This window comes from Psychrobacter maritimus, assembly GCF_904846345.1.
Taxonomy (GTDB): Bacteria; Pseudomonadota; Gammaproteobacteria; order Pseudomonadales; family Moraxellaceae; genus Psychrobacter; species Psychrobacter maritimus.
Genome location: NZ_CAJHAJ010000005.1, coordinates 112,864 through 132,486 on the forward strand (window position 1 = coordinate 112,864; position 19,623 = coordinate 132,486).

The window sequence follows — 19,623 nt, forward strand, 5'->3', positions numbered from 1 at the left end:
ACGGGTTTTCTTCGCAGCTATCTCTAGAATAATAACAATAAAATCACCTTGTTATGCTGCAAACGATTTGACGGGTAAATAATGGGTAAACACTGCTAGCTATGATTTTTTTTGGCTCATCCTTTAGATTGCAACCTATGCATCATGATCAGTCTCGCCTGCGCGCTTTATTGCACGCTATTATTGAGCGGCTATGCCAGCGCCATCAGCTAACTTTATCGTTGGCCGTTTGCTTATGCCTAGGATTACCTGCCCACGCCAAATACATCAGCCCCTCATTATATATCAGCTCCTATGACATCTCTGCCGTCGTCGCCAGTGATGCCATTACTAATAATGTAAATATTAGTGATGTAAACATTAATGAGGCTAGTAGTGAAAATTCTATTAATACTCCTGCTCATAAAACGCTTACCAAGCAATCATTTAATCAACAGCCACAAACCACTAAAAACGTAGCTAATATCAACAGCCTAGCACCGACAAGCGGCGGACAAGTGACGCTTAGCGAGCCAAGTCTGTACGCGCTTTTAGATGCAGAGTTTGCCGCAGATCGCGATGATACCGAGCGCGCGCTGACCATCTATAAGCAGCAGTCTTTTAAGCAAGATGCGACCGCAGTATTTGAGCGCGCGCTAAGCCTATCTTTACGTAATGAGAGCGTTGAGGATTCGCTGCGCTTTGCCAAAACTTGGCAAGACCAAAACCCCGACCATGTGCCCGCGTGGTTCTATGTGGCGCATTTAGCCTTGCGCGCTCATGATTATGAATTGGCAGGCGAAAGCCTAAATCGTATTTTAAGCTATGATCCGCGTGCCGATCTTAGCGAAATTCTGATTGGCATTTATCCCAGTACTGATGAAGACAAACGCGAATTACTTGCTGCCCTGCAACCTATCGATAGTGAGCAGAATGCTTCTTTGTCAGTGTTAAAAGCCGGTTTGCTGTATCAGTTTAATGAACCTGAGGTTGCCATTGTCCATATCGATCGCGCTTTAGCCCGTCAACCTGATTATGTGCCTTTCATCACCTTAAGAGCCGATATATTGCGCAAGACTGAGCCATCAGAGGCAGTCATTCATTATATTAGCCAAGCCCGCCTACGTAATCCTGATAGCAAGAGCTTATATTTATATGAGATTCGCTACTTACTGGATTTAAAACAAAGCGAGCAGGCTTGGCAGCTGTTACTTGACGCCCATGAGCGCTTTGTCGATGATGAAGAAATTACCTTGCTAGCCGCACTGGTTAGCTTAGACGTTGAAGAATACGCCAGCGCTGACCAACTACTCAATATGTTGGCCAAAAGTCCGGCTTATCTTGACCAAGCCTACTACTATCTTGGTATCAGTGCCGAGCGCCAGCAGCGCTTTGAGCAAGCAAAGCACTATCTCAATGGCGTCATGCAAGAGGACTTGGTATTAGAAGCGCGTCGAAAAGTGGTTTCGTTTGAGCTGCTCAATGATGATGTCGAGGCAGCCATCGCAACTTTAGAGAAGCTGCGTAAAGACTTTAGCGTCTTCGCCCCTGATAGCTTTGTGATGCAAGCGGATATCTTGTGGCAGCAAAACGAAGCCGATGAAGCGCTACGGTTATTAACGCGCGCCGCTCGCAAATACCCTAATAATGAGATGCTGCTATTTGCCCGCGTCCAACTCCTTGATGACAAAAACGATTATATCGTTAAGCGTACTTTGCTCAATCACTTGCAAGCGCTTGACCCGACCAATCTCTCCTATCAGCTCAGTTACGCGCAGCTATTGCTAGCCAATGAGCGCAGCTCTGAGCAAGGTTTAGCGTTGGCAACGTCTATTATCCAAATCCGTTATGATGACCCGCGCTATGACAATGAGCTGCACCTGCAAGCACTCAACATACTGGCAGCGGATGCCTTAGCGACCGAGGACTACCAGCAGGTCATCGACTATCTACAAACGCCGTATGACGTCTTCCCGACCCTACGTTCAGGCACGCTGTTACTACGCGCTTATCAAGGTTTGGGCAATAATGAGAAAGTCGAAGCATTACTGGCAGACTTACAACAGCGTTTCTCATTTGGGCAGCGCAATATCAACGACCGGATACAGCTTTATTAATACGTTTTTTGCTTAAAACTTATTTAATATTCGTCATAGAATGCGCATAAAAATAAAAAAACGCTTGCCATAAAAACTACAAGCCAGTTATAAGAAATGAACAGCCACGCATCAGCGAGTAACAAATAACGCTTAAGCTAAGCTCTTTTTAAGCTTTTAAATATATGAGCTTCTAAATATCAAAACATTAATTTTGTAGATTTGTCACTTTTGAGGAATAACCATGACCGTATTAAAAAAAAGCCAGCCAACTAAACTGGCGCTATTCACCGCTTTAACCACCGCTCTTATGATTACCTCTGGCTGCCAGTCATTAAAAACCGCTAATGCTACCAATCAGCCTATTGGCACGGTACAAGGTCAACCAAAAAAACTTGAGAGCTTTAATATCACGGGCAAAATCGGGGTCACAACCCCTAGTAAGGACAATTCAGGAAACCAAGGCGGTAGTGCGTTTTATGCATGGGGTCAACAAAATGACCGCTTTGCCATCGAATTGATTGGCGCGCTCGGCATTGGCAAAACCAATATCGAATACAATGGTCAGTCGGCGACTTTAGTCAGTGAAAAAACCGGTACTTTAACCGCCGATGACCCTGAAACTTTGCTAAAAAAAGCGACTGGCTGGCAAGCGCCGATTTCACAAATGCTGTACTGGATATCGGGTCGCCCAGCGCCTTCAGACAGCGCGCCACAGCTTGATGCCCAGAACCGTTTGATTAGCTCAGTGAATGGTGAATGGCAAGCCAGTTTCACTTATAAGGGCAATGATAAACTGCCAAATAAAATCAGTGCGATGCAGTCACAAGGCAATAAAGTGGTGATGACCATCGATCATCAAAAATAATAGCAATACGCAGAAAGCAGAATATATTGTTATCTTTACGAACAATTCATAAAGACATTTATTTATGACTGAACGCACCACAACAACATCGGTTATCACGCGCTTATCACCGGCAAAGATTAATTTATTTTTGCATATCACCGGTAAGCGCGTTGATGGCTATCATAATCTGCAAACCGTCTTTCGCCGGCTTGACTGGGGCGATTATCTGCATTTCACGCTTGTAGACGACGCAGCATTTTCTATTATAGATAAGACCTTAGACGCTGATAAGCTATGTGACCAACTTCTCACGCTGTCTGGTGCCGACACCATAACCAGCAGTATCAACGACAATCTTATCTTTAAAGCCGCCCGTGCATTATTAGCATTTGCCATTCAAGCAAACAGACTAACTCAGCAGCTGGCGCCAGTACAAATCACCTTAGATAAACACCTACCGATGGGTGCAGGTTTGGGCGGTGGTTCATCCAACGCTGCGACGACATTATTAGTCTTAAATGAGATTTGGCAGCTTGATGTTAATCAAAATGAGCTAATAAAAATTGGCGCAAGCATTGGCGCCGATGTGCCGATATTTATCTTTGGGAAAGACGCCATTGCCATGGGGATTGGCGAAGAGCTGACAGCCATTAATTTGCCCGAGCAACAGTATTTAGTGTTAACGCCTAATGCGCATGTGAACACTGCTAAGCTTTTTTCGCATCCACAACTACAACGAGATATCGCCCATCTATCGATTGAAACCATTCAGAGCCAGTCCAATGAATATGTGCAACATTTAAACTCGCCTTATCAAAATGTCTTTACGCCAGTAGTCACAAGCCTTGCTCCTGCTGTCGATGAAGCAATATGTTATTTGCAAGGGTTAGAGTCACAAGCATTGGGCACAGCACGCATGACCGGCTCTGGTAGCGCGGTGTTTTTGCCATTGGATACGAGTGTTATTGATGATAAGACGCTGTTGGCAAAGTGGGTTGAAGGTGCGCCTTGTTCAGGATATGTAGTGGGGAGTTTATAACTGCGCAATTTTTTATAGATAGGTGAAAAGGTAAAAGCCGCAAATACTATCAAGCCTAAAGCATTTAAGAGCAAAATATGATCACTCTCGGAAATACAGAAACTATTGCTTTTAAAATACACGAAATGGAAAAGCCATTCATAGTGATGGATATCATTGTGAACTCAGTAAACATCAGTTATCAAGATAATAATTATTATGCGTTTCCACTTGTTAACAATATTAAGAAAGAAATAGAACTTATTACTGATGGCGAATTTCACCTAAACAAAAGCTTGATCAATAAACCACTAAGCAAGCTACACCATATTTTTTATGAAACTGAAACTGGAGTGTACGATAGCAATAGTGAAAGAACTAACTTTTTGTTCTATGACTTATCTACTAACAAATCTCTATTTTACGTTTACCAAGAAGATGAATGTCTGATATTTTTTGGGAAATTTTTTGATAGTAATAATACTATCACTTCAAGAATAAAGAAAAGTGAGTTCTTAGCTACATTGCTAAAGCTGTTGCATACAGTTGAGTCTTACGCTACTCCTCGGAACATATAAAACTATTTTGGAAATCCTATACCAGACACACTAGTCTCAAGCTCACTAATATAGCCCCACGAGAGAATATAAGTAAGGCATAAATCCTTATTACCGACTTTCACCATATACCTATCGAAATCATACCGTCCTTGATGAATTAAGAATAAATACTAGAAAAAGGCACAAATCACTTGCAAATTCTGAAAATTTAATTATAATAGGTCGCCTCAATAGGGGTATAGCCAAGTTGGTAAGGCATCAGGTTTTGATCCTGACATCCGTTGGTTCGAGTCCAGCTACCCCTGCCATTTTTTAGTACGAAGCGTTTGATATGCAGTGATCATAGGTGGTTTATAAATAGCCGCTTATCTTATTGACATTGACAACGTTATCCCAGTTTCGGTATAGTTCGCAATGGACACCGCTAGGGAAAAGTTATGTTGTAGACGGTTTATCCGTTTATAAAATAACGAACAGGTCGTGACGCTATTCTAAGCGTAATTTTATTAAAAGTTGCTATTAGATATCGACGTACACAGCCTAGACATTACAGGGGTATAGCCAAGTTGGTAAGGCATCAGGTTTTGATCCTGACATCCGTTGGTTCGAGTCCAGCTACCCCTGCCATTTTTTACTGTAATAGTAGTCATCAATACTTTTCAATACTCTTTTCTTAATTTGAGCAGTTTGACACTGCTTAGCGGTCGCTGCTTGAGTCAATCAATAGGACTTCTGTCATGCCTTATTTGGCGATTTTTACGGGTAATGCTCACCCTGAATTAGCAAAAACCGTAGCCGATCATCTTCATATACCTCTTGGTAAAGCTGACATCACGCGTTTTTCTGATGGCGAAATTGCCGTGGAAATCAAAGAACACGTACGCGGTAAAGACGTGTTTATCATGCAGCCTACTTGTGCACCGACCAACGACAATTTGATGGAAATCATGATGATGGCCGACGCCTTGCGTCGTTCTAGTGCTGGCCGTATCACCGCTGTCATGCCTTACTTCGGTTATGCCCGTCAAGACCGTCGTCCGCGTTCAGCTCGTGTACCTATCTCTGCTAAAGTCGTCGCTGACATGCTAAACATCGTTAGCATCGATCGCGTCATGACCGTTGATTTGCACTCAGATCAGATTCAGGGCTTCTTTGATATCCCAGTCGATAACATCTACGGTACCCCTGTATTATTGAACGATCTTAAAAAACAAGATTATGACAACATCATGGTGGTTTCACCTGACGTTGGCGGTGTGGTGCGTGCGCGTGCCATGGCTAAGCAATTGGGCGATACAGATATGGCGATTATTGATAAACGCCGTGCCCGTGCCAATGAGTCACAAGTGATGCATATCATCGGTGATGTTCGTGACCGTGATTGCGTCATCGTTGATGATATGGTCGATACCGCAGGTACGTTATGCAAAGCCGCTGAAGCACTAAAAGCAAACGGCGCGCGCCGCGTATTGGCTTATATTACTCACCCTGTCCTATCGGGTAATGCGCTGAAAAATATCAGCGAATCGGCATTGGATGAGATTGTCGTTACCGATACCATCCCATTGTCTGACGCTGCTAAAGCCTGTAGCAAAATTCGTCAAGTGAGCATCGCACCGATGCTGGCTGAAAGCTTACGCCGTATCAATAACGAAGAATCAATCAGCGCCATGTTTGATACCTAAGATTTTCTGCTGCTAGAACAAGCGCTAAGTTTTATTACTTGGCGCTTTTTTTTATATCCTAATTTTGAGCGGCTTTGATATGTAGGCTTTGTATATATCAACACCGCAAGTAAGAAAAACCTATTTCCGTAGCGCTTTATAACTTTTATCTTTCTTTTATTTAGGATTGACTATAGTTTTCTGCCGAGGCGTTTTATATAGCCATTTCACGTAGGTCTTTATTATTACTACAAAAGCACGTATAATGCGCGCCTGTACTGACCGTTTTTTATGATTTAAGACAGTCAGTATACTTAAAAGTGCTGATCACGCTAAAAACCCATAACTTTCCTCATTACGATGAGGCTGAAAATTGGTTATTAGCGAATGGCTTAAGAGAATAGTGGTTTATTTTTATTAACGCTTATTTCTTTTAGCTATCATCACCCATTAGTGGATTGGTCGCAAATCCACTTTTTTATGACCAGACACTTCCTCATTCTTTTTATAGGATTATATCCATGAGCATTAATCATTTTGAATTAAACGCAGTTGACCGTTCTGCTGAGCTACAAGGTAAAGGTGCGAGCCGCCGCCTACGTAAGCAGAACCTAGTTCCTGCTATCATCTATGGTGGTAACGAAGAGCCAGCCGCTATCTCTATCAAAATCAACGAGCTAGTAAAATCTCTTGAATTTGAAGCGTTCTTCTCACACATTTTGACTCTAAATGTAGATGGCGAAGCACATCAAGTGGTTATCAAAGACCTACAACGCCATCCAGCTAAAGGCTTCCCAATGCATGCTGATTTCCAGCGCGTTGTGAAAGGTCAGAAAATCAACATGAACGTTCCATTACATTTTGCTGGTCGTGAAGAAGCACCTGGTACTAAAGCTGGCGGTGTTCTATCTACGCTAGTGACTGATATCGAAATCGTTTGCCTACCATCACAACTACCTGAATACTTAGAAGTTGACGTATCAGGCATGGAAATCGGTGATCTATTCCGTCTATCAGACATCAAACTACCTGAAGGCGTTATCATCTTTGATCTTGACATGGAAGATGCACACGACCGTACTATCGTTAACATGCAGCCACCAACTGTTGAAGAAGTTGACGAAGACGCTGCAGAAGTTGATGCCGCTGACGTACCTGCGACTGAGCAAGCTACTGAAAACAAAGACGGCGAATAATAAACCACCGTTACATAGAGACTGCAATCTAGCGTTTACTATGTAATACAAAGTTCGTTTAGTCAAAAAAATAGCAGGTGATGAATATCTCCTGCTGTTTTTGTAAGTAAGGTTTGAAAAATAACAGTTGTGCTATCAATAAATAGCATCATCGCAAACCTTACCACTCATTTATTAAATTTAAGCAGGGTGTTTTTATGGCCATAAAGCTTATTGTCGGTCTTGGTAATCCTGGTCAGCAGTATATGTTTACGCGTCATAATGCAGGATTTTGGTTCGTGCATCATTTGGCTCAGCAGTTTAATATCGCCCTCGCCCCTGACAAAAAATTCCACGGGGTGACAGGACGCGGGCAAATTCATGGGCATGACGTGCGTCTGCTGATGCCACTGACCTTTATGAATAAATCCGGTCAGTCGGTGGTGCCGATGGTTAATTTTTATGGCATTAAAAATGATGAATTGCTGATTGCCCATGATGAGCTCGATATTCCAGCCGGCAGCATCAAGCTCAAAACTGATGGCGGTCATGGCGGTCATAATGGTCTACGTGATATCACGCCGCATATAGGCAATGACTTTCATCGTCTGCGTGTCGGCATTGGTCATCCTGGTCATAAGTCTAAAGTCAGCGGTCACGTGTTATCGAAAGCATCTCCCGATGAGCAAATCGCCATTGATAGTGCCTTAAGTGCTGCTTTTGATGCCTTGCCATTGCTATTAGACGGCGATATTGAAAAAGCACGCTCACAGATTAATGGCTTTAAAGTACCGGAATAAGCTGCCGTTATTTGCATTACTTTAAGTCATTTAAATTACTAATGCGTAAATTTAGCAGTGACTTTTAGGCAAATAACTTTTATTCTAGCAACCTTGTCCCCATTAAGCTTTTGATTTGACTCATTTATATCAGTTACCCTAAGGAAGCAACCTATGCTACTTAACATGCTCAAGTGCAAATTACATCGCGCCCGTGTTACTCATGCTGAGCTGCACTACGAAGGCTCATGCGGTATCGACGGTGACTTACTCGACCTTGCTGGTCTACGCGAAAACGAATCTATCGACATCTACAATGTCACCAACGGCAAACGCTTTCGCACCTATGCGATTCGCGCTGAAGCGGGCTCTGGTATTATCTCGTTAAATGGTGCCGCCGCACATATGGCAGATTTAGGCGATATCGTCATCATCTGTGCTTATGCCCATTTTGATGAAGTAGAAGCAGCAACCTATCAGCCAAAACTGGTTTATTGCAACGAAGACAATACCGTCAAAGACACTGCCAATATCATTCCGGTACAAGTGGCTTAATAACTATTAACGTTAAGGTGTTTATTTTCACAAAAACACGCTTAATGCTAATAAATAGTGGATGGTTAGCTACGTAAATACGGTATTTTAATAAGAAAGCCGAATCTAAATAGGATTCGGCTTTTTTTACATTTATTTATCCATTTATCCATCTATAAGAAAGGAAATTACTGATGTGGTTGGCGGTTGTTGCAGTATTGCTTGGTTTGGCAATTTTGGTTTGGAGCGCGGATGTTTTTATTGATGGCGCGACCGCACTGGCAAAAAAGCTAAATGTGCCAAGTTTTTTGATTGGGGTGATTATTTTAGGGCTTGGCACGTCAGCGCCTGAAATGGTGGTATCAGTATTAGCCGCATTAGAAGGCAGCCCTGAATTGGCATTGGGTAACGCTTACGGCTCAAATATCATCAATATCGCTTTGGTATTGGGTGCAACGGTACTGATAAGCCCCATTATCATCCATAAAGGCATCGTTAAGCGTGATCTGCCGATACTGTTAGTAATTACCGCTTTGGCGGCGTGGCAGCTGCGTGACGGGCTACTAAGCTTTACTGATGGATTGGTGCTGTTGGCGTTGCTTGTGGTGGTTTTGACTATTCAAATCGTGATGAGTTTACGTGAAGGCAGCTCAAAACACGTAGATGAAATCAGTAACGGCAATATCGTAGATAGTGAGTTATTAGAAAGCCAAGCAGAAAAATTAGATAATACTGAACCCAGTTTAATACGGGGTTTGGGTGGGCTATTTCTTGGATTATTGATGTTGGTTGCCAGCTCACGCGCGATTGTTTGGGGTGCGGTTGAATTGGCGACTTTTTGGGGGTTGAGCGAGCTGATTATTGGTTTGACCATCGTCGCTATTGGGACGTCTTTGCCTGAACTGGTCGCAAGCTTATCCGCCGCTCGTAAAGGCGAGCATGATATGGCATTGGGCAATATTATTGGCTCTAATATCTTTAATACCTTGGGCGTTGTTGGGCTTGCAACGCTTATCGCACCAATTACAGCCAATCCAATCATCTTATCGCGTGATGTGATGACGATGGGCGTCATCACCTTATTGCTTGTCGTTTTATCTCTCTTTGCCTTTATCATCAAACGCCCATTTGGTCGCACGTCTGGCGCGACGCTGATGCTGTTCTTTGTCGGCTATACGCTATGGCTGATGCAAACCGCCAATATGTAAAGCCGTTTAGCCGTTTAACATTAGAACCTCTTAACACTAAAGACTCTTAACATTAAAGATTTTAAATACTAAACATATTATTTATTGGCTTTGCGATTTCTAATCACCCGCCATAACCCTTCATTTTCTGTTTTTGGCATCTTTAAGGTGATGGTATTCGAGAGCATATCTTGTACCGCGAGACCGCGACGGTTAAACAGACAAAAGGCATAGTTAAAGACAAAACCTAAAAAGGCACTGGTCAATAAGATAGCCCGTGAGCCACCGATGACACTACCAATAAGGCCAAATATGAGCGGCATCAGACTTGCGGCCAAGATACGCTTAAACGACTGTCCCCATGTTAGCAGATGACCACTATTATTGACCGTCTTTAAGCGCCACGTTTGCATACCTAATGTTTGCCCGCCGCGGCGCCAAAACAGTCCATAGAAGCCCACGAGTGTCAGTATAAATGACGGTGTCATTATGGCATTCTGATACCACGTCGGTAGCGATCTGGCTTGTTGCGATTGCGTGCCCGTCTCCATCGTCAATAGCGTACCAATCACGGTCAGTATGGTCCCGACCAAAAACAATAAAGCCAAAATCAACATACCATCATAAAGAATAGCTGCCAAGCGCGTGCCAGGTTTGGCAACCATCGCTTCTTCAACAGCAGGGGTTTGATGCGCTGATTGTTTGCGTGGCGATTTTGCTTTAGGAGCAGCTTTTGGTGACGATTTTGACATGATACAAGCCCATAACAAGCGGAGAATAGAGCGCTCATTGTACCGTAATTCAGGCACTTAGCGTACATTATGATAAGACAAGACTTCTGATGCAAAAGGCTGTTGACTGAAACTTAGAAGGAAGGCAACAAATTGAGATAGAAGCTCATTAAAATAGCAACTCTACAAAAACGACAGACATAAAAAAATCGCCAAATTGTCATAAGACAGGCGATTGATTTAGTTTTAGCTTAATAGTTACATGAACAAATAAGCTAGTATGCAAATGGTGCGCTTGGAGAGATTCGAACTCCCGACCCCTTAGTTCGTAGCCAAGTGCTCTATCCAACTGAGCTACAAGCGCGTACTTTGCACATTATCTACTGAATTATTCAAGAACAATTGCAGTAAATTAGGTTGGTCATTATATAGATAATCTCGCTTGTGTCAACATCTTTTTTAGTTAAATTCAAATTATTTTTAATAATTGATACTAAAAAAATCATTAACGCCAATTTCTGCGTTATTACTCTTTATAACAACTGAATAAATGGCGGTGAAGGAGGGATTCGAACCCTCGATACGCTTACACGTATGGTTCCTTAGCAGGGAACTGGTTTCAGCCACTCACCCACTTCACCGAACGATTTAAGACACTTATCGGAATATTCTTATTAAAAAATGCTTTTTAAGCCAAATATCCTTTTAAACACAGTATCGATGCTAATGATACGTCTTATGCCGTGGGCGAGTATTATAGCAAAGCCGAAACGAATTGCAAGCGTTGTCTACAGATTTAACCCTACATTTGCCATAATTATCGATTTAAATGCCTTTATTATTTTTTAAGGGTGAAAATCGCCTGATTTAGCCATAAAAAGTCAATTTTATTTTAGGTTTTACTATTGATTGACGAGAATCTAATGGCTATGGCTTTTTGGGCAATGGATGGCTATAGTATTTATGATTCATTGTAGAATAAATAAAAGGAAGGGTTATGCGACCAGTGGTACTGTGTTTTTCAGGGTTGGATCCGTCAGGCGGTGCTGGATTACAAGCGGATATCGAGGCGATTGGCCAAGCAGGCGCTCATGCTGCCATCGCTTGTACAGCAATCACCATACAAAACTCGCAGCAAGTATTTGGTTTTGAGGCTTGTGCTGCCGCCTTGCTAGAAGCGCAGGCAACCACAGTGCTCGATGATTTACCTGTGCGCGTGATTAAGTCAGGTATGCTTGGCACCACTGACAATATCGCGATGCTGACGCGTTTATTTGCTGAACAGGTTATCGCAGCTGAGACGCCATTTGTACTTGACCCGGTATTGGTTGCCAATAGCGGCGGTAGCTTAGGTGATGAGCAAACCTTGGTAACGGCGTTTCGAGAGCTGCTTCCCTATGCGACATTAATCACCCCAAATACCCATGAGCTGCGGGCTTTAAGCGGTGAGCAAGATTTACATATCGGTGCGCAAAAACTATGCGCCAAAGGGTGTCATGCCGTATTGGTTAAGACCTCACACGACTTTGATAGTGGTGATATCGAGCAGTATCTGTATATCAAAGGCGAGATGGTACATAAAAGTGTCTTACCACGCCTAAAAGGCGAATTTCATGGCTCTGGCTGCTCATTAGCAAGCTTTATCGCCGGACGCTTAGCGATGGGTGATGCGCTTGTCGAGGCGGTAAAAGCAGCGGATAGTTGGATTACCCAAACGCTGCGTACCGCTGATGCGCCGCATCCTGATAATGCTAACGCCCAATTGATACCCAATCGTTTTGTAGAATTTTAGAATAATCTATAGATGGTAAATAAAAAAAGGCGCTCTATATTTTATAGAGCGCCTTTTTATTCAGTGTTCGATTTTATACTAACTTTAACTTAATGAATTTAACTTAGCCCACCATTGGCATTTAGCCCACCATTGGCATTTAGCCCAACATTGGCATAAAGCTTGATGCCAATCCACCGATAAATATCTCAAGTAAATAAAAGGCGAAAAAGGCAACCATCGGTGATAAATCAATCATACCTAGGTTTGGCGTAATGCGGCGAAACGGCGCTAAAATTGGCTCCGCTAAATTAACAATAATGCCAATAATCGGATGCTGAGATTGGGTAAACACCACAATCCAGCTGACAATGATAGAACCAATAACAAGATAGCGGCACATACGCAAAAAGTCTAATACCAAGCTGATAGTACCAGTAAAAAATAGCGGCACAGGCGCAATGCCTTTATGTGTCAAAGCCGCCTTACCAGAGATATCAATCAGACGAATTAAAAACATCAATACAATGGCAGCAATACTAATACGACCTTGGGCGACGGTTGGGAAAATACGCCCGAACACATCGACGATATGGGTGGCTTTATAAGCAGGGGCAACCATAGGATTGCTAGCATCCATTCCAGCAAACTGCAGCATAAAACGGATAAACACCAACATCATGGCGAAGGTAGTGACCAAATCAAAAATTTGCAATAACAGGTTGTTCATGAAGTGCTACTCAATGTGACATTATTAACGGGATTTAGGATGACGAATGTCATTATCAGGCATTTTTATGACTTTAAGTTTTTTATAACTTTAAATTTTTATAATTTTAAATAAGGTATCTCATAAATCATGATATACCCTATTTATAAAGGGTTAATGACAAGTAGCGACTGGCTATTTACTCATCTCTTCACTCAGCGCTTGGCTACGGTCATAACAGGCTTGCATAGCTTCAACGATTTGACGACTGATGTCATTGGCCTGCATGGACTCAATGGCTGCTTGGGTCGTACCGTTTGGTGATGTGACTTTACGACGTAGCTCGCTTGGTGCATCTTCACTACCCAGCGCCATTTTTGCCGCGCCCAGCATGGTTTGCATCGCCAGTGCTGACGCTTGCTCTTTATCCAATCCTAACGCCACTGCGCCATCGACCATCGCTTCGATAAAGTAAAACATATAAGCTGGCGCTGAGCCTGATACGGCGGTGACCGCATGCATGTGTTCTTCATTATCGACCCACATGACCAAACCTGAGGCTTCCATTACTGCGGTTGCCAATTGCTTTTGTTCGGCAGAAATATCATCCGTACCGTACAGACCAGTCGCGCCCATTTGAATCATCGCCGGCGTATTTGGCATCGCACGAACGATATCGCCATAGCCACCTAGCATATTTGATAACAGCTCAGTCGATAATCCTGCTGCCACTGAAATCACCAGCTGCGTGTCTAAAACATCAGCAAAACCACTGACCACTGCTTTCATGACTTGCGGCTTTACCGCCAATACCACGATGTCAGCACCGATAACCGCCGCTTTTGCATCGGTAGTCGGATCAACCGTATTCAATCCTTTCGCAGCCAATTGCTCGCGCGCTTCACTACTCGGATCAGCAACGGTAATCAGACTCGGTTTGACGCCGCAGCTGACTAGCCCGCTAATCAAAGCCTGCGCCATATTTCCGCCACCGATAAAGCTGATTTTCTTATTATCTAATACTGACATACGTGTCTCCTATTCAAAAAATGCAAAGGCATTCAAACTAACATAATGATAGGTAAAATGACACTCAGTTTACCATACTGCTACTGGCGTCGTTTGATAAATTCAAAGGCTAAGAACACTACTAAGTTTAATTGAGATACTAAATTAACATCGAATATCACATAGCTTAACTGTTAGATTAAAAAGAAATTTATATAAAGTAATTTAGAGGGGAAGATATGTTTTTCATTCGTAAAGCCCAGTCAGAAGATTTTGCAGATATTGCCAATATTCATTTTAAAAGTTGGCATGATGCTTACTTGAGTCTACTACCTGAGCTTTATATCAATAATAAAAACAACCTCAGTGAAAAAATAAAAATGTGGCAGGAATTGATTAATCATCCTGATGTCATTATTTAGATAGCCTATGATGCTAATCATGAGAGTGTAGGATTTATTGGGTATTTTGCTAAAAATAATAGCTATGAAATCACAACTCTATATGTCTTATCAGAATATCATGGGCGAGGTATAGGCACTAAATTGATGAAAACGTCACTACAAGCCATATTGGGTTTTAATATCAATGCAAATTTTTGTTTATGGGTATTAGAAGATAACGCGCCTGCCATTCCTTTTTATAAAAAATTCGGCTTTGTCTGTAATGGTGAAAAAAGTGAAGAATATTATAAAGATATGCAAATAGTAGATATCAAAATGATCAGAAAAATTAGCGACCTACCTTCTTAAGTAGTTTGAGTAGAAAGCATCAAAACGAGCTATGTAGGATTAAATGGCTTTTAATAGCTCTGTCTATACTATAAGAATTATTTATAGTATTAGTTAACCGCTCAGCATTCAACACCCAGCTTCCAAAAGGTGATAATAATAAAATAGGCAGTTCTATCGGGCAATCGTTCTCTAAAAGCGCGTTTTCACTACTTTCCTTATTCATAAAAGCCACGCTAACTACCATCAAGCTCTCACGCAGCCATGATGGAATACCCAAAGTTTGATAGAGCTTTTTGCCCGCTTGTGGACGTGATGCTAATGCAGTTTGCACACGCTGATTGCGACCTAATGGCGCAAAGGTAATCTTAAGCTTATCTTTATCGCTTTCTACGTTATAGCTTTCTAATAGCGGCGCTACTTCATTTGGCAGAATCTGTAATTGCCAAGCAAATTTATCATCATTACGTAAATTAATTGGAACGGATTGTCTTTCATCTGCATGAACATCAGCCCCAATAGGATTAGGCTCAGTATGAATCAACAAGCTCTGCGTCTGCTCGGTAAGCGGTAACTCTAACCATTTGAGCCAGTCACTGCTGAGACGATAAAGCTGCTGGCGATAACGGCGAATGGTATAAGACGCTTTGCGACCTTGCCAAAACAGCGCCGTTTGATGGTCATTATCATCACGTTGGCTTAGGCTTAAGACGTCATCGACGAGCTGTTTGGCGGGTGGTAATGGCTCATCTTGAGCGAGCCAATAATGCAATAATTGGCGCTGACGATAAATCGGTAGTTTTTGCAATTTATCTATATTTAGCGCGCGCTGGGCAGGTGGTAATTGTAATGATGCAATCTCTATCTGTTGCAAATCCTCGCCTGCTTGGGCATTGATTATTAATTGTGCATCACTTAGTAACTGCGCGCTACGAGCAATATTATCAATAACATTGGAGTTATAGCTCGCCAATATCGGCATAATATCTCGACGTAGGCCGCTACGCACATTATCACCAGCATCGTTGGTTGGGTCATCGATATAAGGCAGCTTTAAACGCTGAGCATAGGCGCTGATATTGGTGCGTTTGATAGTCAGCCAAGGTCGCCATAATGCTATACGATGCGTGCCCTGCGTTTGAATGCGCCACGGCTGCATAGCCGATAAACCATTTACCCCAGCGCCTTGAATCAGGCGCATTAAAACCGTTTCCGCTTGGTCATCGGCATGATGGGCTAATAATAAAACATCATCTTGATTAAGTTGCGCGCGCATCACATCATAGCGTGCTTGGCGTGCGGCTTGTTCATCATGACCGTCCACTTGTGCACGTAAAATCCGACAAGGTATATTTTGCACCTTTGCCCACTGAGCCACATGCTGCGCCCACGCGCCACTATCTGCTTGTAGACCATGATTCACATGCAGTAATTGTGGTAAAAATGGCAATTTACTTTGCTGATAGAGCTGTACGCAAAGTGCTGCCAGCGCCAACGAATCACGCCCACCACTACAGGCCAGCCAAAGTCGGCGACCATGTAGTTGCTCACCATATTCAGCCAGACTGCTTAATAACGCTTCTGCTAAAGCATTATCAATAGGCAGAGTGGCTATCGGCTCAATAGGATGGGAAAGGATTGCACTACTTGTCATAATTGTTCTTATTTATTAGGTGGCTATATTTATTACGTACAAATCAATTGACATATAAATGAATCGGCACAAAAAAACGCGCCATAAAATGACACGTTTTTATTTTAACATTAAGCGTAAATCGATATCGTTAAAAGCTAAGTTTAAGTAACCTAGCAATATAAATTATTAGCAAGGCAACATCACTTCTGAGTTAAAGGATTTTAACTTCTCATAACGTAGCTCGCAACGCTCATGCGCATCCATATCTTTAATCTCATCCAATTGCTCAACGATTAATGCTTTTAGCGCCGTCATGACTGGCTGCGGCTGAATATGGGCGCCCTCGCCTTCATCGATAACCGCGTCAATTAAACCCATTTGATAGAGATTAATCGCATTTAATTTTAATGCTTCACTGGCATCCTGTGCTTTTTCGGCCGTTTTCCACAGGATAGACGCACAGCCTTCTGGAGAAATGACAGAGTAAATACTGTTTTGCAGCATATTTACCTTATCGCCAACGCCTATTGCCAATGCACCGCCTGAGCCACCTTCACCGATAATGGTGACGATGATAGGCACTTTCAGGCTAGAAAACACGGCGATACTTTCGGCGATGGCTTGCGCTTGCCCGCGCTCTTCAGCACCGATACCGGGGTAAGCGCCTTGGGTATCGACAAAGGTCATCACCGGAATGTTAAAACGCTCAGCCATTTTTACCAAACGAATAACTTTACGATAGCCTTCAGGATTGGCCATACCAAAATTATGGGCAATACGCTCGCGCGTACTACGACCACGATGCTGACCAATCACCATCACAGGCTGGCCGTCTAGGCGCGCAAGACCGCCAAGGATAGCTTTATCATCTGCATAAGCACGGTCGCCATGCAACTCATCAAATTCGGTAAACAGCTGATTCACATAGTCCATAAACAATGGACGTTTGGCATGCCGTGCAAGCTGAACGCTATCCCAGACGGTACTCATAGACGCTTCCCTTTCGTAATTCTATATAATATGGTGATGTTTAATAATGACGCTGTTAAACGACAATGTTAGATGACAAAGCTAAATAACAGGATTGTCGGCGCTATCGGTTTTTGGACAATCGATTATCAAAGTACAGTTGTAAACTCAATAGAAGCTATAGTAGCACATCTTAAATAGCATGACATTACCAACAACGCCGCTTTTGTTACGTTAATCTGTAGCGCAATTATTACAATAGTAACGGCTTAGCGTTAAACATCAATGTTAAAAATCAGTGTTAAAAATCAGTGTTAAAAGCCAGTATCAAGAATTAGCACTGATGCCTCAATCACACTTGGCCTCAACCACGCTCAGTTTCACGCCCCATTTAGCAAACTGCTCAACCTCAGTATGCAAATCTGATAGTAAGAAAGCATAGTGCTCACTACTCTCACCAACCGTGATTTGCCAACGATTATCATCAATCACTTTCAGCTCTAGTTCTGGTAACTCATGATCGCTGCGACTATGGTGCGCCAGTACCGCTAAGCGTAACAGCAAACACAGATAAACGAGCGAATCGCCGCCGATGGTACACGCCTGCTCTAGCATATCCGCTTTAAGCTTACGGCGATGATTAAGCATCAATTGTGCCATCCGCTTTTGATCCACTTGCGAAAATCCTGGAATATCAGAGTATTCAATCAAATAAGCACTGTGCTTATGGTAGCTGCTATGAGCAATCGCCAAACCTATTTCGTGTAAGGACGCCGCCCGTCTGAGCAAATCGCCATCTTCGCTATTGAGTGCAAGCTTGGCTTTGACTTGTTCAAATAAATTAAGGCTGGTTTTAACCACTTGTTTGGCTTGTTTTTTATCGCCTGAATAACGCTTTATCAGTGCCAAAACACTGCGGTCACGCACGTCTTCACTTGCAAAGCGACCAAGCATATCGTACATGACACCTTCACGTAGCGCGCCATCTGAGTACACCATGGTCTCGATGCCGAGCACCTTCATGATGGCTCGCAATACCGCAACGCCCGCTGGGAATACCGCTTTACGGTGTTCTTTCACGCCTTCTAAATCAATGTCATCGACGTTGCCAATTTTAAGCAATAATTTCTCTAACTTTTTAACACCTTTATAAGTGATGCGTTCTTGCTCGTCTGCCCAACCTTTTGAAACAAGGACGTTGCGCACCGCTTTAATCGTGCCACTCGAGCCAACGACACTACTCCAGCCAACTTTTTGATAGCGCCCATTAATCGCTAGCACCTCTTTACGCGCCGCTGAGATGGCATTATTAAAAGCGTCTTTGGTAATCAAGCCGTCCGCAAAATACTTCTGGGTAAAGGCGACACAGCCCATCTGTAAGCTTTCGGTCAATAACGGATCGAACTCTTGCCCAATGATAAATTCTGTCGAACCACCACCAATATCAATAACCAAGCGTTTGTCACTACTGGCATTGGTATGCGAGACGCCCAAATAAATCAAACGCGCCTCTTCACGTCCAGCGATAATCTCAATCGGTTTGGGCAAAATTTTATTGGCACGAGTGATAAAGTCATTGGCGTTTTTGGCTTGGCGTAAGGCGTTGGTCGCGACGACGCGGATACGCTCAGGTGGCACCGAATCTAAACGGGCGACAAAGCGGCTTAAACATTCAAGACCGCGCTTTTCAGCGGCAGCGCCCAATATATTATTCTCATCGAGTCCGGCAGCAAGCTGCACCTTTTCAGACATAGACACCACTTTTCGCACCTCACCATGGTCGAGGCGTGCAATGGCTAGATGAAAACTGTTAGAGCCAATATCAATGGCTGCCATCATTTCATCATCAGCAAGTGGTGGGTTTTTCAGGTAGTCTTTGGGCATAAGCGAGATCGTTACCGTGTCAGATAAAAAGATATTTAAGAGCACCAAGGCTTTTAAAATAGAGAATACATGGAATGGAACTTAAGTTTTTTATATAAGGCTTTTTATATAAGGGTTTTCTTATATAAACCAGAGCTTTTATAATAAGGCTTTTGTATATTGAAACTATTATTATGCGGATTATAGCAAGTTTTGCCATTAAAACATTTATGCAAAACGCTGGCAAGTAAGACGCTAGCACTACTACCTACGGATTAAACCTAAAATAAACACTCTTTAACCTTAAAAAACAGCGACCACTTCTCATACTTTTTTAACATAGCCTATTTAACAATATGGGCT

Annotated in this window: 18 protein-coding genes and 4 tRNA genes; 14 read left to right on the plus strand and 8 right to left on the minus strand. The window is 42.8% G+C overall.

Annotated elements, in window-relative coordinates; all coding sequences use genetic code 11:
• Positions 1 to 137: 137 nt before the first annotated feature.
• The 11 genes from JMX50_RS08465 to JMX50_RS08515 all read left to right on the plus strand — a co-directional run bounded on the left by JMX50_RS08465 (position 138) and on the right by JMX50_RS08515 (position 9,863).
• On the plus strand, positions 138 to 2,096 hold the full coding sequence (locus JMX50_RS08465; protein WP_227670991.1) for a tetratricopeptide repeat protein: 1,959 nt from the start codon (positions 138 to 140) through the stop codon (positions 2,094 to 2,096).
• Between the two features lie 223 nt (positions 2,097 to 2,319).
• Positions 2,320 to 2,943, plus strand: coding sequence for a lipoprotein insertase outer membrane protein LolB (gene lolB / locus JMX50_RS08470; protein ID WP_201629212.1), 624 nt, complete (start codon positions 2,320 to 2,322; stop codon positions 2,941 to 2,943).
• A 64-nt stretch (positions 2,944 to 3,007) separates the two neighbouring features.
• Positions 3,008 to 3,964: a 4-(cytidine 5'-diphospho)-2-C-methyl-D-erythritol kinase gene (ispE, locus tag JMX50_RS08475; protein WP_201629213.1), complete on the plus strand. Its 957-nt coding sequence runs from the start codon at positions 3,008 to 3,010 to the stop codon at positions 3,962 to 3,964.
• A gap of 77 nt (positions 3,965 to 4,041) precedes the next feature.
• Complete coding sequence (locus tag JMX50_RS08480) at positions 4,042 to 4,521, plus strand: hypothetical protein (protein WP_201629214.1); 480 nt, start codon at positions 4,042 to 4,044, stop codon at positions 4,519 to 4,521.
• Between the two features lie 214 nt (positions 4,522 to 4,735).
• A tRNA-Gln gene (locus JMX50_RS08485) sits at positions 4,736 to 4,811 on the plus strand.
• 243 nt (positions 4,812 to 5,054) lie between these two features.
• A tRNA-Gln gene (locus tag JMX50_RS08490) sits at positions 5,055 to 5,130 on the plus strand.
• 110 nt (positions 5,131 to 5,240) lie between these two features.
• Positions 5,241 to 6,188, plus strand: a complete 948-nt coding sequence (locus JMX50_RS08495) for a ribose-phosphate pyrophosphokinase (RefSeq protein ID WP_201629215.1) — start codon at positions 5,241 to 5,243, stop codon at positions 6,186 to 6,188.
• A gap of 500 nt (positions 6,189 to 6,688) precedes the next feature.
• Positions 6,689 to 7,363, plus strand: a complete 675-nt coding sequence (locus JMX50_RS08500; RefSeq protein WP_201564486.1) for a 50S ribosomal protein L25/general stress protein Ctc — start codon at positions 6,689 to 6,691, stop codon at positions 7,361 to 7,363.
• Between the two features lie 197 nt (positions 7,364 to 7,560).
• Positions 7,561 to 8,142, plus strand: a complete 582-nt coding sequence (gene pth, locus JMX50_RS08505; protein WP_201618983.1) for an aminoacyl-tRNA hydrolase — start codon at positions 7,561 to 7,563, stop codon at positions 8,140 to 8,142.
• 153 nt (positions 8,143 to 8,295) lie between these two features.
• Complete coding sequence (gene panD, locus JMX50_RS08510) at positions 8,296 to 8,676, plus strand: aspartate 1-decarboxylase (RefSeq protein WP_045443274.1); 381 nt, start codon at positions 8,296 to 8,298, stop codon at positions 8,674 to 8,676.
• Between the two features lie 173 nt (positions 8,677 to 8,849).
• Complete coding sequence (locus JMX50_RS08515) at positions 8,850 to 9,863, plus strand: calcium/sodium antiporter (protein ID WP_201629216.1); 1,014 nt, start codon at positions 8,850 to 8,852, stop codon at positions 9,861 to 9,863.
• 77 nt (positions 9,864 to 9,940) lie between these two features.
• Here the strand turns inward: JMX50_RS08515 and JMX50_RS08520 are convergent, their stop codons facing one another.
• The 3 genes from JMX50_RS08520 to JMX50_RS08530 all read right to left on the minus strand — a co-directional run bounded on the left by JMX50_RS08520 (position 9,941) and on the right by JMX50_RS08530 (position 11,214).
• Positions 9,941 to 10,594 carry an RDD family protein gene (locus JMX50_RS08520; RefSeq protein WP_201564474.1) on the minus strand — a complete coding sequence of 218 codons (654 nt, stop codon included), beginning with the start codon at positions 10,592 to 10,594 and terminating at the stop codon, positions 9,941 to 9,943.
• Between the two features lie 266 nt (positions 10,595 to 10,860).
• Positions 10,861 to 10,937, minus strand: a tRNA-Arg gene (locus JMX50_RS08525).
• 187 nt (positions 10,938 to 11,124) lie between these two features.
• Positions 11,125 to 11,214: transfer RNA gene (locus JMX50_RS08530), tRNA-Ser, on the minus strand.
• 356 nt (positions 11,215 to 11,570) lie between these two features.
• Between JMX50_RS08530 and JMX50_RS08535 the strand changes: the two genes are divergently transcribed.
• Positions 11,571 to 12,365, plus strand: a complete 795-nt coding sequence (locus JMX50_RS08535) for a hydroxymethylpyrimidine/phosphomethylpyrimidine kinase (RefSeq protein ID WP_201629217.1) — start codon at positions 11,571 to 11,573, stop codon at positions 12,363 to 12,365.
• A gap of 139 nt (positions 12,366 to 12,504) precedes the next feature.
• Here JMX50_RS08535 and JMX50_RS08540 read toward each other — a convergent pair whose 3' ends face one another.
• Both JMX50_RS08540 and proC read right to left on the minus strand, forming a co-directional pair.
• Entirely contained in the window at positions 12,505 to 13,074 is a 570-nt protein-coding gene (locus tag JMX50_RS08540; RefSeq protein ID WP_201564470.1) for a YggT family protein, read from the minus strand.
• 174 nt (positions 13,075 to 13,248) lie between these two features.
• Positions 13,249 to 14,082, minus strand: coding sequence for a pyrroline-5-carboxylate reductase (proC, locus tag JMX50_RS08545; protein WP_201629218.1), 834 nt, complete (start codon positions 14,080 to 14,082; stop codon positions 13,249 to 13,251).
• Positions 14,083 to 14,300: 218 nt separating this feature from the next.
• On the opposite strand from proC, the gene JMX50_RS13195 reads away from it, so the two are divergent.
• Together JMX50_RS13195 and JMX50_RS13200 are read left to right on the plus strand one after the other, a co-directional pair.
• A complete protein-coding gene (locus tag JMX50_RS13195) occupies positions 14,301 to 14,483 on the plus strand; it encodes a hypothetical protein (protein ID WP_227670992.1) in 183 nt (60 codons plus the stop codon).
• Complete coding sequence (locus JMX50_RS13200) at positions 14,484 to 14,813, plus strand: GNAT family N-acetyltransferase (protein WP_227670997.1); 330 nt, start codon at positions 14,484 to 14,486, stop codon at positions 14,811 to 14,813. It abuts the gene before it with no gap.
• A gap of 19 nt (positions 14,814 to 14,832) precedes the next feature.
• Here JMX50_RS13200 and tilS read toward each other — a convergent pair whose 3' ends face one another.
• The 3 genes from tilS to ppx all read right to left on the minus strand — a co-directional run bounded on the left by tilS (position 14,833) and on the right by ppx (position 19,281).
• The gene (gene tilS / locus JMX50_RS08555; protein ID WP_201629219.1) at positions 14,833 to 16,446 is read right to left on the minus strand and encodes a tRNA lysidine(34) synthetase TilS; all 1,614 of its coding nucleotides are present in this window, start codon (positions 16,444 to 16,446) and stop codon (positions 14,833 to 14,835) included.
• 168 nt (positions 16,447 to 16,614) lie between these two features.
• Entirely contained in the window at positions 16,615 to 17,418 is an 804-nt protein-coding gene (locus tag JMX50_RS08560; protein ID WP_201629220.1) for an acetyl-CoA carboxylase carboxyltransferase subunit alpha, read from the minus strand.
• A gap of 327 nt (positions 17,419 to 17,745) precedes the next feature.
• Positions 17,746 to 19,281 (minus strand): exopolyphosphatase, encoded by a 1,536-nt coding sequence (gene ppx / locus JMX50_RS08565; protein WP_201629221.1) that lies wholly within the window; start codon positions 19,279 to 19,281, stop codon positions 17,746 to 17,748.
• Between the last annotated feature and the right edge of the window lie 342 nt (positions 19,282 to 19,623).

Excerpts from the sequence above, each read along its gene's own strand:
- JMX50_RS08465 (WP_227670991.1), top strand. The coding sequence starts at position 138 with ATGCATCATGATCAGTCTCGCCTGCGCGCTTTATTGCACGCTATTATT.
- lolB (WP_201629212.1), top strand. The coding sequence starts at position 2,320 with ATGACCGTATTAAAAAAAAGCCAGCCAACTAAACTGGCGCTATTCACC.
- ispE (WP_201629213.1), top strand. The coding sequence starts at position 3,008 with ATGACTGAACGCACCACAACAACATCGGTTATCACGCGCTTATCACCG.
- JMX50_RS08480 (WP_201629214.1), top strand. The coding sequence starts at position 4,042 with ATGATCACTCTCGGAAATACAGAAACTATTGCTTTTAAAATACACGAA.
- JMX50_RS08495 (WP_201629215.1), top strand. The coding sequence starts at position 5,241 with ATGCCTTATTTGGCGATTTTTACGGGTAATGCTCACCCTGAATTAGCA.
- JMX50_RS08500 (WP_201564486.1), top strand. The coding sequence starts at position 6,689 with ATGAGCATTAATCATTTTGAATTAAACGCAGTTGACCGTTCTGCTGAG.
- pth (WP_201618983.1), top strand. The coding sequence starts at position 7,561 with ATGGCCATAAAGCTTATTGTCGGTCTTGGTAATCCTGGTCAGCAGTAT.
- panD (WP_045443274.1), top strand. The coding sequence starts at position 8,296 with ATGCTACTTAACATGCTCAAGTGCAAATTACATCGCGCCCGTGTTACT.
- JMX50_RS08515 (WP_201629216.1), top strand. The coding sequence starts at position 8,850 with ATGTGGTTGGCGGTTGTTGCAGTATTGCTTGGTTTGGCAATTTTGGTT.
- JMX50_RS08520 (WP_201564474.1), bottom strand. The coding sequence starts at position 10,594 with ATGTCAAAATCGTCACCAAAAGCTGCTCCTAAAGCAAAATCGCCACGC.
- JMX50_RS08535 (WP_201629217.1), top strand. The coding sequence starts at position 11,571 with ATGCGACCAGTGGTACTGTGTTTTTCAGGGTTGGATCCGTCAGGCGGT.
- JMX50_RS08540 (WP_201564470.1), bottom strand. The coding sequence starts at position 13,074 with ATGAACAACCTGTTATTGCAAATTTTTGATTTGGTCACTACCTTCGCC.
- proC (WP_201629218.1), bottom strand. The coding sequence starts at position 14,082 with ATGTCAGTATTAGATAATAAGAAAATCAGCTTTATCGGTGGCGGAAAT.
- JMX50_RS13195 (WP_227670992.1), top strand. The coding sequence starts at position 14,301 with ATGTTTTTCATTCGTAAAGCCCAGTCAGAAGATTTTGCAGATATTGCC.
- tilS (WP_201629219.1), bottom strand. The coding sequence starts at position 16,446 with ATGACAAGTAGTGCAATCCTTTCCCATCCTATTGAGCCGATAGCCACT.
- JMX50_RS08560 (WP_201629220.1), bottom strand. The coding sequence starts at position 17,418 with ATGAGTACCGTCTGGGATAGCGTTCAGCTTGCACGGCATGCCAAACGT.
- ppx (WP_201629221.1), bottom strand. The coding sequence starts at position 19,281 with ATGCCCAAAGACTACCTGAAAAACCCACCACTTGCTGATGATGAAATG.